Source organism: Bacillus sp. FSL L8-0528 (assembly GCF_038593085.1).
Lineage (GTDB): Bacteria > Bacillota > Bacilli > Bacillales > Bacillaceae > Bacillus > Bacillus paralicheniformis.
Genome location: NZ_CP151961.1, coordinates 2,597,484 through 2,611,419 on the forward strand (window position 1 = coordinate 2,597,484; position 13,936 = coordinate 2,611,419).

Here is a 13,936-nt window from a genome sequence, read left to right on the forward strand (position 1 = left end):
AGATTTCAGACAGCAAAAAAAGAGCCGGCTTCAATGAAGTCGGCTCTTTCCCGCTGTTATTCTTATGCTCTTGATACGTAAGATCCGTCAGAAGTATTGACAACAAGCGTATCTCCTTCGTTTACGAAGAACGGCACGTTGACAACAAGGCCTGTTTCTGTTTTTGCCGGTTTTGTTCCGCCTGAGGCTGTGTCGCCTTTGATGCCCGGTTCTGTTTCAACAACTTTCAGTTCGACCGTATTCGGAAGTTCGATTCCGATCGTCTCTGTCTGATACATCATGATGTGGACAGACATATTTTCAAGCAGAAATTTGAGCTCGTGTTCGATTTGCTTCTCGTTCAGCTCAAGCTGCTCGTAAGATGTCGTATCCATAAAAACGTGCTGGTCGCCGTTGGCATACAAGTACTGCATCGTTTTCGTTTCAATTTGGGCGCGCGCCACTTTTTCACCTGCGCGGAATGTTTTTTCCTGAATCGCGCCTGTGCGAAGATTTCTCAGTTTGGAGCGGACAAATGCCGCACCTTTTCCCGGCTTAACGTGCTGGAAGTCAACAACGCGCCAGATGCCTCCGTCTACTTCAATCGTTAATCCTGTACGAAAATCGTTTACTGAAATCATGATTATCCTCCTATTGCTCCAATCAAACGGATTATAAAATAATTAATTCTTTCGCGGAATGGGTAAGGGATTCGTTTCCTTCCTCTGTCAGGACAATATCATCTTCTATCCTGACCCCGCCTTTGCCCGGTATGTAAATTCCCGGTTCAACCGTTACAACCATGCCTTTTTCAAGCATCTGGTCCGAACGTGCTGAAAGCGCCGGACTTTCATGAACTTCCATGCCGAGGCCGTGGCCTGTTGAATGGCCGAAATACTCGCCGTAGCCTTGTGAAGATATGTAGTCCCTTGTATAAGCGTCAGCCTGTTTCCCGGTGATTCCCGGCTTGATGCTCCGCATGCCCATAGCCTGCGCCTCAAACACGGTTTGATAAATGCGCTTCAGCTCATCATCCGGCTCTCCTACCGCGACCGTACGCGTTATGTCCGAGCAGTAACCTTTATAGTAAGCCCCGAAGTCCAATGTCACAAGGTCGCCTTTCTCAATCGCTTTGCCGCTTGCCACTCCGTGCGGCAAACTTGAGCGTACGCCTGATGCCACGATCATATCGAAGGACGAATGATCCGCTCCCTGGCTCCGCATGTAAAACTCGAGCTCATTGGCGACTTCAATTTCGGTGATGCCGGGCTTTATGACCGTCAGAATATGGCTGAATGCATCATCTGCAATCTTTGCAGCTTCCTTTAATATCTTAATCTCTTCACTAGACTTAATCAAGCGCAACTTTTCCACAGATTGAGAAACAGGAACGAGTTTAGCTGCGCCAAGCTGCTCTTTGTAGGCGGCATACGTTCCGTATGTCATTTTATCCTGTTCAAAACCGATTTTGTTTATCCCCATCTCTTTGATCACTTCGGCGGCCTTTTGAACGATTCCGCCGGCATGCTGAACAATGTCAAAGCCTTTGATTTGATCTTTCGCCTGTTCTGTATAGCGGAAATCTGTAATAAAGACTGCTTGATCACCTGAGATGACCGCCAGTCCTGAAGATCCGGTAAAACCGGTGATGTACCGCAGATTAACGCTGCTCGTCACCAAAATTCCGTCAATGCCCAAACCTCCGAAAAGCTCTCTCAATTTGTTTAGTTTCATTGTCCACTAGTCCCCCTATTTGTTATTTGTGTTCATAAAATAACAGATGGCCAGCTTATAACCTTCAAAGCCGAGTCCCGTGATCTGGCCTCTTGCAACCGGAGCGATGACCGAGCGGTGCCGGAACTCTTCCCTTGCATGAGGGTTTGAAAGATGAACCTCAATCACCGGTATGCTGATTGCAGCCACCGCATCGCGGATGGCATAGCTGTAATGGGAGAAAGCCCCCGGATTCAAGACGATTCCATCGTATTGTTCCTCTGCCTCATGAAGAGCATCAATCAGGTCCCCTTCGTGGTTTGATTGAAAAAAAGTCAATTCAATCTGAATGCCTTCGGCAAATTGAAAAAGTTTTTGCTCCAAATCAGTTAATGTGTCTGTACCGTATACATCGGGTTCGCGTTTTCCAAGCCGGTTTAAATTCGGTCCGTTCAATATTAAAATATGCGGCAACTCTGCCTCCCCCTTCTCATCACGCAAAAAAATGTCCACTTACAGTGAACATTTTATCATATTGCTTCCTGATCAGGCACTATTCTCTTGTTTCTCCAAGGGCCCGCGTCAGCTTTTCAGAATTGAGCTCATTGTATTCAAACGAAATGGAATAGCCGACGAATAAACCGTAAAGCAGGTAAATGCAAAGCGTCGTCACAACCGTTTCCCTCTTTAATTCAGCCACAGTCTGAACATCTGGGAACATCGGATTGAACAGGTAAAACACGACAGCCCACAAAACGGCTCCATATACAATGCCTGCCCACATGCCTTTGACCTGCTTCAAAGTGCCGTAGTAAAGCAGGGCAGCCCCGATAGAAATAACTCCGATCAGCAGGACGCTGATAAACGTCCCGAGAAATCCGTTTTTCCAATCGCCGATGACAAAAGGCTGGAGAATCATGTTTGCATTGACTTCGGAGAACTTAAAAAGGTACGCCAGTTCACCGATTGCACTCCAAAGCACTCCGCCGACAAAGCCAGTCGTGATCACCCTTCCGATGAAAGTCATCGGAGTTTCACGCTTATTTTGCTCAAGCTCTTCCGGCTGTTTTTGATTGTCTTCATTACCCATACAGTCCAGATCACCTCCATTTCCAGTATGTCCAAAAACAGCCTCGCCAACATCAGCTTTCCCGGATTTTTAAGATCCGAGTGTAAAAAGCATGAAAAAGGGTATACTTTAATTAGATTTGGCATTGTAAGAGGTTCGAATTTCTTAAATTTTTGAGCCCGTCAATCTAGAGGTTTCAGCGTTTTTCCTGTACAATAGGTGTAAGGAAATGGTTAATGTACTCATAGATTGATACAGATAGGTTGATGCAAATGTCAAATCAAACAAAACAGCCCGCATACGGAGGGCAGGCTGTCGTCGAAGGCGTTATGTTCGGCGGCAGGCGCCATTATGTAACCGCGATCCGCAGAAAAGACGGAAGCATTGAATTTTTCAAGCTGCCTCGGAAAACCAATCCGGTGCTTGAAAAATTAAAGAAAATTCCTTTTCTCAGAGGGATTATCGCGATTATAGAAGCAAGCGCGAACGGCACCAAGCACTTGAATTTTTCGAGCGAACGCTATGACCTCGATCCTTCTTTAGACGATCAATTGAAAGAAGAGAAGCCGTCCAAGCTGACGATGATTTTTGGCCTCGCTGCAGTCGGCGTCCTGTCTTTTTTGTTCAGCAAGTTTATTTTTACGCTCGTGCCCGTTTTTTTAGCGGAGCTCACCCGTCCGGTCTTTCAGTCGGACGTCGCGCAGATTATGATCGAAAGCTTTTTTAAGCTGCTCCTTCTCTTAAGCTATATTTACGCCATATCATGCACTCCTTTTATTAAAAGAGTTTTTCAATATCACGGAGCAGAACACAAGGTCATAAACTGTTACGAGCAAAATCTGCCGGTCACGGTTGAAAACGTTCAGCGGCAGTCAAGACTGCACTACCGATGCGGAAGCAGCTTTATTCTATTCACCGTCATCGTGGGCATGTTTGTTTACTTGCTTGTTCCTACTGACCCTCTCTGGGTCCGTATTTTGAATAGACTCGCACTGATACCCGTCGTTCTCGGCATTTCATTTGAAGTCCTGCAGCTGACAAACAAACTGAGAGACATCCCCGTATTGAAGGTGCTCGGCTATCCGGGTTTGTGGCTGCAGCTTTTAACAACGAAAGAGCCGTCTGACGACCAGGTGGAAGTAGCCATCGCAAGCTTCAATGAGCTTCTTCATATGGAGACCAAAGCAGAGGACGAACAGAAGGAACCTTCTAATATCGTAATGTAATGCAACGAATTGGTTAATTTTTTGGGAGGTGGACAGTTATGAAGCAACGCGTACATCCTGTCTCAGCTTTAATTATTGCGTTTGGAATTTTTGGGTTTGTCTATTTCGCCGTCACAAGTCCGGGCCGCCTGCTCCAATACTTGTTTGTTTTTGCAGCGGTCGGCGCCATCATTTATTTCGTGATCAGGCGCATTTCCAATCGCGATATGGGCAGTGAAGGAGCCGCTTTTAAGAAAGCAGCCAAGCAATCCAACAAGCGTTTTCAGGATCACAAAAAACGCTCTATAAAAGGCAAGGTTAATCATCTGAGAAGCGTACCGTCTATCAATAAATCGAAGCCGGTATTGGTGAAGAAAAAAAGCCAGACTCAGCTGACAGTGATTGAAGGCAAAAAAAGCAAAAAGAAAAACAGGGCTTTCTTTTAAAACGTCCACTGTTTCAAAAATAATTCTGTTCGTTTTTTTCCTAGCTCGATTAGAGCTAGTTTTTTTTCTGCCGACATCGCGAATTCAGTCGACAAGACTTCCTCCACAGGTAAAAAAATGATGTTCCGCTCATGTTTTGTGGCAATGTGCCTGGCGTCATGCGCCTCTTTCATCGTCTCAAACAGCGCCCCGAACAGCTCGAACGCATTTTTAATCGTTTTCTTCGGCCTCTCTTTTTCATTGGGCATCAGCGTGATGCCCAATACCGGCCGTTTTTTTTCTGTTGTAAACAGCCACATCGGAAAATTGCTCAGAACTCCGCCGTCTACGACAACGCTGATGCCGCTGGAGGACTTGAGCTTCACCGGCTCAAAAAAATAAGGAATGCTGCAGCTCATTCGGACAGCCCTGGCAACGGAAAAACGCCTTGGATTTAAGCCGTATCTGTTTAAATCGTCAGGCAGCACAAGCATCTTGCCATTCGATAAGTCGGAGGCGATCAACTTCAGTTTTCCCTGTTCAAGATCCCCGAAAACTGAAATACCTTTCGCTTTCAGCTTTTCGGAAATCCAGTTTTCCAGCTTATCTCCTTTATATAAACCGAGCCGCCAATAAATCGATGCCCATTGCAGCATTTTCAAAGGCAAGAGTGAAAATCTCGGGTCAAGGAGCTCGCTTTCATTTAATTCTTCCATCATTTGACGGATTTCCGCGCTTGTATAACCTGCCGCGATAAACGAGGCAATAATCGAACCGGCGCTCGTTCCGGCCAGCCTTTTAAATCGGAAGCCCCGTTTCTCAAGCGCCTCGTATGCTCCCACAAGTGCAATCCCTTTCATACCGCCGCCAGAAAAAACCCCGTCGATGTACATCGCGATCTCCCTCCCTTAAAAGATGGCTTTACACCATTTTAAGAAACGGACCGAAAAAAAAGACCATGAGACAAAGCGGCAGCCGGAAAAACTGATACAGAAAGAGAAAAGCCGCCGATACCCGGCGGCTTCAGCTTGTCGACAAACCCTCGCATTCGTTGTCAGGCCTGCTAAGTCGGTGCTCACGAATAGAGGTAGGATCGGCGACTAACTGCCCAGGCGTCCTGCCTGAACGCCGCCGTCATCACATCCTGTGAAAATCAGCTCCGATGCTCGGCCTTCCTAGACTGCAAGGGTTGCGGGTCACGCTGAAAAAAAGAAATGACAAAATCCCAAAACAAAATTCGTTTTGGGATTTTGTCATCAATCTTAAGCCGCCGATGCCCGGCGGCTTTTATTGATTTTCCTGTTCATTTCTTTTTTGGACGCTTCTCAAATCGTCGATTCTTTTGCTGTCGTCTTCAAAATACTGGACAAGATCTCCGATACGGTCAATGCTGTTCCAGCTTAAATGATGCTCGATTCCTTCAACATCATCATAAATTTTCTCTTCGTCAACACCAATGATTCGTAAAAACTGCTCCAATAATTCATGTCTGTATACTAAACGCTTGCCTATTTTCTTCCCTTTAGGCGTCAGCACGAGGCCGCGATACTTTTCATAAATCAAATATTCGTCTTTATCGAGTTTTTGAACCATTTTTGTAACCGAGGAGGGATGGACGGCCAGAGCTTCGGCTATATCTGAGACCCTTGCATATCCTTTTTCTTCAATCAGCATATAAATTTGTTCTATGTAATCTTCCATACTCGGTGTTGTCATCAAATCCCTCCAAATCACACCTATTCAAATCATAACAAGTTTACACTATGTGCATGTAAAAAACAAGCAACGGGATAACGTTTTCACCCGATTACCTTCTATAATTCCATTCATCTGCCGCATACTTCGTCCTGGCGAGATCGGCGACAAATGCCGTTTCCTCTTCTGTCAGTTCATAAGGCTCCAAATGAATGTTAAGCCCTTTTTCAAACCCTTTTTTAAAAGCTTTGCTCGCTTCTTCAATCGTGACTTTTTCTTTTGCCAGCTCATTAATGGCGACCGCTTTTTGTTTGAAGTTTCTCTGCATGCGCTCTCTGAGGCGGTCATTTTTGTAAATAAACAAATCAAAGAGCTTGTCCTCATCCAGATCAAGAAGGATCGAACCGTGCTGGAGAATGACTCCTTTCTGCCTCGTCTGGGCGCTTCCTGCGACCTTTCTGCCTTCGACAACGAGCTCGTACCACGACGGCGCGTCAAAACAGACGGAAGATCTCGGATTTTTCAGGCTCTGTTTCTCTTTTTCCGTTCTTGGTATGGCGAAATACGCATCAAGCCCCAGCTCTCTGAAGCCTTCAAGAATACCTTCTGAGATGACGCGGTACGCTTCCGTCACCGTCTTCGGCATTTCCGGGTGTTCTTCAGACACAATAACACTGTAGGTCAGCTCTTGATCATGGAGCACGCCTCTTCCGCCGGTCGGCCTTCTCACAAAGCCTAAACCGTGTTTTTTGACGGCATCCAGATTGATTTCCTTTTCGATATTTTGGAAATAGCCGACTGAAAGCGTTGGCGGATTCCAGCCGTAAAAGCGGATGGTCGGCGGAATCTTATTTTCGCTGTGCCAATAAAGGAGCGCCTCGTCGAGCGCCATATTAAAAGCGGGATCCTGTCGTCCCGAATCGATAAAACGCCATATTTCTTTTTCCATAACCTACCCTCTTTTTCTTTGGTATAAAATAAGTCTACCATTCCCTCTTAAAATTGAAAATAAATTCGGCGAATCAGATGACAGATTTCTGAGGCTTTACTATAATAGTATTTGTCTTAACATATCGTTAAAAATCTCCCGATTATCAGACGGGATGAATTCAAAAAGGAGTCGGATCAGATTGTCTACCAGCAGCATTATCATTCTCTTGATTTGCGCCGCGCTCATCATCTACGCGGTCGTTTCATACATCTATCAGCAGCGCATTATGAAAACCTTGACAGAAGAAGAATTCCGGGCCGGCTATCGCAAAGCGCAGCTCATCGATGTGCGCGAGCCGAACGAGTATGAAGGCGGCCACATTTTGGGTGCGAGAAACATTCCGCTTTCACAGCTTAAGCAAAGGAAAAGCGAAATCCGTCCTGACAAACCGGTTTACCTGTACTGCCAAAACAACGTCAGAAGCGGAAGAGCCGCCCAAACGCTCCGCAAACACGGCTGTAAGGAGATTTACAACCTGAAAGGCGGGTTCAAAAAATGGGGCGGAAAAATTAAAACGAAAAATTAATAACCGCAGCTGTCTCCAGTTGCAGCCAACATCCTAAAGCGTCTTCACGTTTTAGGATTTTTTTAGCATATCCGGCAGACAATCAAAACAGGCGGAAGCGGTTGACGTTTCAGATAAAAATAAGCCGGCGAAATGGGTTCGCCGGCTTTGTTCGTTATTTTTTCAAGTCTTCGATTGAATTGACATCTTTCATGTATGTCGGAACGACAAGGCCAATTTTTACGCCTGTCATACTAGTACCGATATCTTCGTATTTGCCTTTGTATTTTTCAGCATATGTTTTATGCGTTTGCGGCAGCCATGCAGCAAGTGAAGCATCGACGCTTCCATTTGCAATTCCAGTCCACATCGGGCCTGCTTCTACTTGGCTGAGCGTCACGTTGTAACCTAAGTCTTCAAGAACTTTTGCGATGACATTCGTGCTCGCAATTTCACTGTCCCATGCCACATAGCCGAGCTTAATTTTTTCGCCGTCCGCTTTATCGACGCCTTTTGTCCATTTCTTAACAAGATCTTGATGTTTTTTCACGAAATCTGCTGCAGCTTCTTCCGCTTTTTTGCCTTCCTGAACGGCTAGCATGACTTCTCCCATATCATCCTCTGTCCAGCTGAATTGGCTGAGCAGCTTGTGTGCGCCCGGATGGTCGTCCTTGAATCCTTTGCGCGTAACAGTATGGATTTCTTCGGCATCGCCGTAAGAACCTTTTGGATCTTTCAAGTATTTGAGATCGTATTTTGCAAACATCCAATGCGGTGTCCAGCCCGTAATGATGATCGGATCTTTTTTATCGTAAGCTTTTTTCAATGCGGCTGTCATCGCTGAGCTTGAGCCTGATGTTACAGCCCACTTGCTGAGATCGTAGTCCTTAAGCGCCTTGTCCGTTGCATTCATAATGCCCGCTCCAGGATCAATGCCGGTAATTTTATAACCGACTTGATCGCCTACAGACGCGTTTTCATTATTATTGCTGCTTCCGCAGGCGGCCAGACCCAATGTCAGCACTGCTGCAGTGCCGATTCCCGCTATCTTTTTCCACATTATGCATTCCCCCTGCTTTTTTTCAATTTTATATTTTGTGTAACCCGGTCAAGTACGATCGCAATAATAACAATCGCAAGCCCGGTTTCTACACCGGTACCCGTTTGCAGCTGGGTAACAGCCCGGTAAACTTCTTCTCCAAGTCCAGGCGCACCTACCATGGATGCAATAACGACCATTGACAACGCAAGCATGATGCTTTGATTGATACCGGCCAGAATGGTTTTCGTCGCGAGCGGCAGCTGCACTTTAAAGAGCCGCTGGCTTGTCGTTGAACCAAATGCTTCTGTTGCTTCTATCAGATCTTCCGGCACCTGCTGAATTCCTAAGATCGTCATCCGGATTGTCGGAGGCATCGCAAAGATAACGGAAGCGACAACACCCGGCACAACCCCGATATTGAAAAAGAAGATGGCCGGAAGCAAATAAACGAATGCCGGCATCGTCTGCATTAAGTCAAGGATGGGCGTAACGATTCTCCGAACCGTTTTCTTTTGGGAGCCCCAGATTCCGACCGGAATGCCGATAATAACAGAAATCAGAACGGATGTGACGACAAGCGCCAATGTCTGGAGCATGGCGTCCCAATATCCTAAATAATCAATGATAAAAAATCCGATTAAAGTAAACAGCGCAATGCCTCTTTTGCTGATCAGCCAGACGAGCGCGGCAAAGATAACGGTCAAAATAACCGGCGGAACAAAACCCAAGCCTTGGACAATCGCATCAACAAACGATTCCACTCCGCTGGCAATTCCGTTAAATACCCCGCCGAACGATACCGTCAGCCAGTCAACAAACCGATCGATCCAATCGGCTAAAGGAATGCGGGGAAGCGATGATAAAGTAAACATTATCTCACCTCCTGAACAACAGTTTCATGAGCTGGTTCATGATCTGAATGTGCATTAATATACCGGTCATTTCCGGCAAGCGCTCCGATTAACGCGCCTTTGACGATGATCCCTTTCATCCGCTGTTTTTCATCGACGACAGCAATCGGGATGCTGGCATCAGAGACCAATTCAAAAATATCCGTCAGGACCGCATTCTCTTCCACGGTTGTGATGTCTCTTGAGATGACGCTCTCCAGCGTCTGGCTTTTTTCGGCTGCTTTTTTAGCTGTTTCAGCATCAACAGAGCCAAGGAGCCTATTGTGTTTGTCAACGGCATAAATCGAGGAAATCCCCAGGTTTTTCATCAGCGTCAGAGCGACGCGCGGCCCTTTGTCTGCGCGTACGGTTTCAGCGCGTTTCATAATATGACCGGCCGTCAGCACTTTAGACAAGTCGACATCTTCAACGAATTTTTCAACATATTCGTTTGACGGGTTCATTAAGATCTCTTCCGGCGTACCGATTTGAACGATGTTTCCGTCTTTCATCAATGCGATTCGATCGCCGATTCTCAGCGCTTCATCAAGATCATGGGTGATGAAAATAATCGTTTTGCCTACTGATTCATGCAAATCGAGGAGTTCATCCTGCATATCCTTGCGAATCAGCGGGTCAAGCGCGCTGAACGCTTCGTCCATCAGCAGAATGTCCGGATCATTCGTCAATGCGCGGGCAAGCCCGACGCGCTGCTGCATTCCGCCGCTCAGCTGATCCGGATATTGCTGTTCATATCCTTCAAGACCGACAAGCTTTAATGATTCCATAGCTTTTAGCCGGCGTTTACTTTTATCGACTTTTTGCAGTTCCAATCCGTACTCTGTGTTTTCAAGAATCGTTTTGTGCGGAAACAGAGCGAATTTTTGAAAGACCATGCTGATTTTTTTCCGGCGGATTTCCCGAAGCTGGTCTTTGGACATATTTGTTATCATGTCACCATCTATGTACACATGTCCTGCAGTCGGTTCAATCAGCCGGTTTAAAAGCCGCACCAAGGTTGATTTACCGCTCCCTGATAGACCCATGATGACAAATATCTCACCTTCATACACGCTAAAATCCGCTTGGTTCACCCCGACGGTCGCCCCGGTTTCTTTCAGAATTTCTTTTTTGGTTTTGCCATCGGCAAGCAGCTGCGTTGCTTTCTTTGTATTTTTCCCAAAAACTTTGGACACTTTTTCTACTTTTATCTTGATTGGCTTTTCGTCTGAATTCATATTTCTCCTCCCGTATGAAGCAATCTAATATACCGTAACATTTATATAACATATGAGACAAACGGCATATTCGCTGTCATTTTGTATCATACCTTCATATTCATCGTTATCACTCTCTATCCTTGTGAATCCTTTTAAATGCTCCATAATCCTCTTCTTTCAAGGTAAATTAAACCATTATATTTCATATAAACATTGAAACTATCACGTTTTTACAATGTAATTTTTATTTCTAATTTTAAATTTGATGAATTTACTATTTAATACGGGAGAAATCCTTATCATTCAGTAAATAAATCGTTTACATAAAGATGTTATTTTTCACATAAAAAAAACCGGCGAAATCGATCCGCCGGCTTCTTATCATTTTTCATAACGCAGCACGGGCTTCCGCGCAGCTTTTGTTTCATCCATGCGTTTCACAACGGTTGAATGCGGTGCTTCCTGAACGACTTCAGGCGTTTCCTCCGCTTCTTTTGCGATCTGGATCATCGTATCGATAAACGCATCGAGCGTTTCTTTCGACTCTGTTTCTGTCGGTTCAATCATGATGCATTCCTCGACATTGAGCGGGAAATAGATGGTCGGCGGATGAAAGCCGAAGTCCAAAAGCCGCTTTGCGATGTCAAGCGTCCTGACTCCCAGCTTTTTCTGGCGCCTTCCCGACAGCACAAATTCGTGCTTACAGTGCCGGTCAAACGGCAGATCGTAGTATGGAGCAAGCTTTCTCATCATATAATTCGCATTTAAAACGGCGTTTTCCGTTACTTCTTTGAGCCCGTCCGGCCCCATTGAACGAATGTACGTATAAGCTCTCACATTGATGCCGAAGTTTCCGTAGTAAGGTTTCACCCTGCCGATCGAATGCGGACGGTCATGGTCAAAGGTATAGCGGCCGTCTTTTTTCACCAGCACCGGCTTCGGCAAATACGGAATCAATTCCTTCTTGACGCCGACAGGTCCTGATCCAGGTCCTCCGCCTCCGTGCGGTCCTGTAAAGGTTTTGTGAAGGTTCAAATGGACGACGTCAAATCCCATGTCACCCGGCCTTGCTTTGCTGAGTACGGCGTTCAGGTTCGCTCCGTCATAGTACAGCTTTCCTCCGGCTTTATGGACGATTTCAGCCATTTCTAAAATATTTTCTTCAAAAAGGCCGAGCGTATTTGGATTGGTCAGCATTAACGCGGCTGTTTCTTCATCTACGACACGCTTTAAATCTTCAAGATCAACAAGACCGTCGTCATTCGATTTGACGGTGACCGTTTCAAATCCGGCAACAGTCGCAGACGCCGGATTTGTGCCGTGGGCCGAATCGGGAACAATGACCTTCGTCCTTTTATGATCGCCGTTTGCCTCATGGAACGCGCGGATCATCATCAGCCCGGTCCACTCGCCGTGCGCACCCGCAGCCGGCTGAAGGGTGACCTCATCCATCCCCGTGATCTCTTCCAAATGCTCGCTCAAGTCGTACAAGAGTTCCAGCGCCCCCTGCACGGTCCGTTCATCCTGGAGCGGATGGATCGCAGAAAATCCCGGGATTCTCGCGATTTTTTCGTTAATCTTCGGATTGTACTTCATCGTGCATGAACCGAGCGGATAAAAGCCCGAATCCACTCCGTGGTTGCGCCTTGATAAAGCCGTATAATGGCGCATAATATCAAGCTCAGACACTTCGGGGAGATCTGCCGGTTCGTCTCTGAGATACGCTTCGTCAAGGACGTCTGTCACATCTGTTTCAGGGACGTCAAGCTCAGGAAGGCTGTAGCCGACCCGCCCTTCTTTTGATACTTCAAAAATAAGCGATTGATCCTGATTATTCATGGCGATCCCCCAATTCATTCATGAGTGTATCGATTTCCTCTCTTGTTCTGAGCTCTGTCACGGCGATCAGCATGTGCTGTTTTAAATCCGGATATGAAGCGCCGAGATCGTAGCCTCCGATCATATTTTTCTCAAGCAGGCGTTCATTCGCTTTTTCGACAGGTTCATTGAGCCTGACGACAAACTCGTTGAACATCGGCCCGTCAAACACGACTTCAAGACCGGCCCGTTTAGCTGCTTCTTTTGCGTAAGCCGCTTTTTGCAGGTTCTGCCATGCGATTTCCTTGACGCCTTTTTTGCCGAGCGCCGTCATGGCGACTGATGCGGCAAGCGCATTGAGCGCCTGGTTGGAGCATATATTTGATGTTGCTTTATCCCGTCTGATATGCTGCTCGCGCGCCTGCAAGGTGAGAACGAATCCCCTTTTCCCGTTTTCATCTTCCGTCTGACCGACGAGACGGCCAGGCACTTTTCTCATCAATTTTTTCGTGACGGCAAAGAATCCGCAGTGCGGCCCGCCGAAAGCGGCCGGTATTCCGAACGGCTGGGCATCCCCGACAACGATGTCAGCTCCCAATGCCCCGGGCGGTGTTAAAAGCCCAAGAGCCAGCGGATTGGCGGAAACGATGAACATACTTTTCCCTTTATGGGCGATCGGTTCAATGTCTTTCAGCGGCTCAATTCGCCCGAAAAAGTTAGGGTATTGGACGATCACTGCTGCTGTATCTTCGCAGACGGCTTCATCAAGAGCCGCAAGATCTGTTGTTCCGTTTTTGGCAGGGACTTCTACCACGTCGATGTACTGTCCTTTCGCATACGTTTCTAAAACCTCGCGCGATTCGGGATGGACGGTTTCCGAAACGACGATTTTTTTCTTTTTTGTATGTTCTGAAGCAAGCATTGCCGCTTCGGCTAATGCCGTTCCTCCGTCATACATCGACGAGTTGCTGATATCCATGCCCGTCAGCTCGCAAATCATCGTTTGAAATTCAAAGATCGCCTGGAGCTCCCCTTGAGAAATTTCAGGCTGATACGGTGTGTAAGCCGTGTAAAATTCCGACCGCGAAATCACGTGGTCCACGATGACAGGCTGGTAATGATCGTATACGCCCGCTCCCAAAAAAGAGGCGTACGTCACTGTATCTTTATTTTTAGCCGCGAGTTTCGTCAGTTCTTTTGTGAGCTCAGTCTCGGACTTTGCCTTTTTAATTTGGTATTCCCCTTTAAATCTGACGCTTTCGGGTATATCGGAGAATAGCTCGTCGATTCTCTCGACTCCAATTGCCTCAAGCATCTCCTTTTTATCCTGATCTGTAGCTGGCAGGTAACGGTGCTTCATCTTCAGTCTCCTTTCACGGTCTTG

Annotated in this window: 15 protein-coding genes; 3 read left to right on the forward strand and 12 right to left on the reverse strand. The window is 46.6% G+C overall.

All coding sequences use genetic code 11. The features are described 5' to 3' along the window. Positions 1-62: 62 nt before the first annotated feature. The 4 genes from efp to MHI30_RS13010 form a co-directional block, all read right to left on the reverse strand. Entirely contained in the window at positions 63-620 is a 558-nt protein-coding gene (efp, locus tag MHI30_RS12995) for an elongation factor P (RefSeq protein WP_020452147.1), read from the reverse strand. A gap of 31 nt (positions 621-651) precedes the next feature. After that, entirely contained in the window at positions 652-1,713 is a 1,062-nt protein-coding gene (locus MHI30_RS13000; protein WP_075752391.1) for a Xaa-Pro peptidase family protein, read from the reverse strand. 15 nt (positions 1,714-1,728) lie between these two features. Continuing rightward, a complete protein-coding gene (gene aroQ / locus MHI30_RS13005; protein WP_048349976.1) occupies positions 1,729-2,166 on the reverse strand; it encodes a type II 3-dehydroquinate dehydratase in 438 nt (145 codons plus the stop codon). Positions 2,167-2,245: 79 nt separating this feature from the next. Continuing rightward, the gene (locus MHI30_RS13010; RefSeq protein ID WP_075752389.1) at positions 2,246-2,782 is read right to left on the reverse strand and encodes a YqhR family membrane protein; all 537 of its coding nucleotides are present in this window, start codon (positions 2,780-2,782) and stop codon (positions 2,246-2,248) included. A gap of 251 nt (positions 2,783-3,033) precedes the next feature. Here MHI30_RS13010 and MHI30_RS13015 point away from each other — a divergent pair, with 251 nt between their 5' ends. Together MHI30_RS13015 and MHI30_RS13020 are read left to right on the forward strand one after the other, a co-directional pair. Then, entirely contained in the window at positions 3,034-3,987 is a 954-nt protein-coding gene (locus MHI30_RS13015) for a DUF1385 domain-containing protein (protein ID WP_075752387.1), read from the forward strand. A 38-nt stretch (positions 3,988-4,025) separates the two neighbouring features. After that, a complete protein-coding gene (locus tag MHI30_RS13020) occupies positions 4,026-4,412 on the forward strand; it encodes an SA1362 family protein (RefSeq protein WP_048349973.1) in 387 nt (128 codons plus the stop codon). On the opposite strand, the gene MHI30_RS13025 is transcribed toward MHI30_RS13020, so the two are convergent. From MHI30_RS13025 to MHI30_RS13035, 3 genes are all read right to left on the reverse strand, one after another. Next, positions 4,409-5,284 carry a patatin-like phospholipase family protein gene (locus MHI30_RS13025; protein ID WP_020452153.1) on the reverse strand — a complete coding sequence of 292 codons (876 nt, stop codon included), beginning with the start codon at positions 5,282-5,284 and terminating at the stop codon, positions 4,409-4,411. The genes MHI30_RS13020 and MHI30_RS13025 overlap by 4 nt on opposite strands. A 394-nt stretch (positions 5,285-5,678) precedes the next feature. After that, positions 5,679-6,107, reverse strand: a complete 429-nt coding sequence (gene mntR / locus MHI30_RS13030; RefSeq protein ID WP_003183427.1) for a transcriptional regulator MntR — start codon at positions 6,105-6,107, stop codon at positions 5,679-5,681. Between the two features lie 91 nt (positions 6,108-6,198). After that, the gene (locus MHI30_RS13035) at positions 6,199-7,035 is read right to left on the reverse strand and encodes a biotin/lipoate A/B protein ligase family protein (protein ID WP_075752385.1); all 837 of its coding nucleotides are present in this window, start codon (positions 7,033-7,035) and stop codon (positions 6,199-6,201) included. Between the two features lie 154 nt (positions 7,036-7,189). Between MHI30_RS13035 and MHI30_RS13040 the strand changes: the two genes are divergently transcribed. Continuing rightward, the gene (locus MHI30_RS13040; RefSeq protein WP_043054396.1) at positions 7,190-7,603 is read left to right on the forward strand and encodes a rhodanese-like domain-containing protein; all 414 of its coding nucleotides are present in this window, start codon (positions 7,190-7,192) and stop codon (positions 7,601-7,603) included. Between the two features lie 154 nt (positions 7,604-7,757). Here MHI30_RS13040 and MHI30_RS13045 read toward each other — a convergent pair whose 3' ends face one another. The 5 genes from MHI30_RS13045 to gcvPA form a co-directional block, all read right to left on the reverse strand. Beyond that, entirely contained in the window at positions 7,758-8,642 is an 885-nt protein-coding gene (locus MHI30_RS13045; RefSeq protein WP_075752383.1) for a glycine betaine ABC transporter substrate-binding protein, read from the reverse strand. After that, on the reverse strand, positions 8,642-9,496 hold the full coding sequence (gene opuAB / locus MHI30_RS13050; protein WP_075752381.1) for a glycine/proline betaine ABC transporter permease subunit OpuAB: 855 nt from the start codon (positions 9,494-9,496) through the stop codon (positions 8,642-8,644). Before opuAB ends, MHI30_RS13045 begins: the two co-directional genes overlap by 1 nt. Further along, a complete protein-coding gene (gene opuAA / locus MHI30_RS13055; RefSeq protein WP_075752379.1) occupies positions 9,496-10,752 on the reverse strand; it encodes a glycine/proline betaine ABC transporter ATP-binding protein OpuAA in 1,257 nt (418 codons plus the stop codon). The genes opuAB and opuAA overlap by 1 nt, the downstream gene beginning before the upstream one ends. Before the next feature lie 363 nt (positions 10,753-11,115). After that, positions 11,116-12,573: an aminomethyl-transferring glycine dehydrogenase subunit GcvPB gene (gene gcvPB / locus MHI30_RS13060; protein ID WP_075752377.1), complete on the reverse strand. Its 1,458-nt coding sequence runs from the start codon at positions 12,571-12,573 to the stop codon at positions 11,116-11,118. Next, entirely contained in the window at positions 12,566-13,912 is a 1,347-nt protein-coding gene (gene gcvPA / locus MHI30_RS13065) for an aminomethyl-transferring glycine dehydrogenase subunit GcvPA (RefSeq protein ID WP_075752375.1), read from the reverse strand. Before gcvPA ends, gcvPB begins: the two co-directional genes overlap by 8 nt. Between the last annotated feature and the right edge of the window lie 24 nt (positions 13,913-13,936).

Coding starts and splice junctions, on each gene's coding strand:
- opuAB (WP_075752381.1), bottom strand. CDS start 9,496: ATGTTTACTTTATCATCGCTTCCCCGCATTCCTTTAGCCGATTGGATC.
- MHI30_RS13045 (WP_075752383.1), bottom strand. CDS start 8,642: ATGTGGAAAAAGATAGCGGGAATCGGCACTGCAGCAGTGCTGACATTG.
- opuAA (WP_075752379.1), bottom strand. CDS start 10,752: ATGAATTCAGACGAAAAGCCAATCAAGATAAAAGTAGAAAAAGTGTCC.
- MHI30_RS13000 (WP_075752391.1), bottom strand. CDS start 1,713: ATGAAACTAAACAAATTGAGAGAGCTTTTCGGAGGTTTGGGCATTGAC.
- MHI30_RS13035 (WP_075752385.1), bottom strand. CDS start 7,035: ATGGAAAAAGAAATATGGCGTTTTATCGATTCGGGACGACAGGATCCC.
- MHI30_RS13025 (WP_020452153.1), bottom strand. CDS start 5,284: ATGTACATCGACGGGGTTTTTTCTGGCGGCGGTATGAAAGGGATTGCA.
- MHI30_RS13010 (WP_075752389.1), bottom strand. CDS start 2,782: ATGGGTAATGAAGACAATCAAAAACAGCCGGAAGAGCTTGAGCAAAAT.
- MHI30_RS13015 (WP_075752387.1), top strand. CDS start 3,034: ATGTCAAATCAAACAAAACAGCCCGCATACGGAGGGCAGGCTGTCGTC.
- gcvPB (WP_075752377.1), bottom strand. CDS start 12,573: ATGAATAATCAGGATCAATCGCTTATTTTTGAAGTATCAAAAGAAGGG.
- MHI30_RS13020 (WP_048349973.1), top strand. CDS start 4,026: ATGAAGCAACGCGTACATCCTGTCTCAGCTTTAATTATTGCGTTTGGA.
- mntR (WP_003183427.1), bottom strand. CDS start 6,107: ATGACAACACCGAGTATGGAAGATTACATAGAACAAATTTATATGCTG.
- MHI30_RS13040 (WP_043054396.1), top strand. CDS start 7,190: ATGAATTCAAAAAGGAGTCGGATCAGATTGTCTACCAGCAGCATTATC.
- efp (WP_020452147.1), bottom strand. CDS start 620: ATGATTTCAGTAAACGATTTTCGTACAGGATTAACGATTGAAGTAGAC.
- gcvPA (WP_075752375.1), bottom strand. CDS start 13,912: ATGAAGCACCGTTACCTGCCAGCTACAGATCAGGATAAAAAGGAGATG.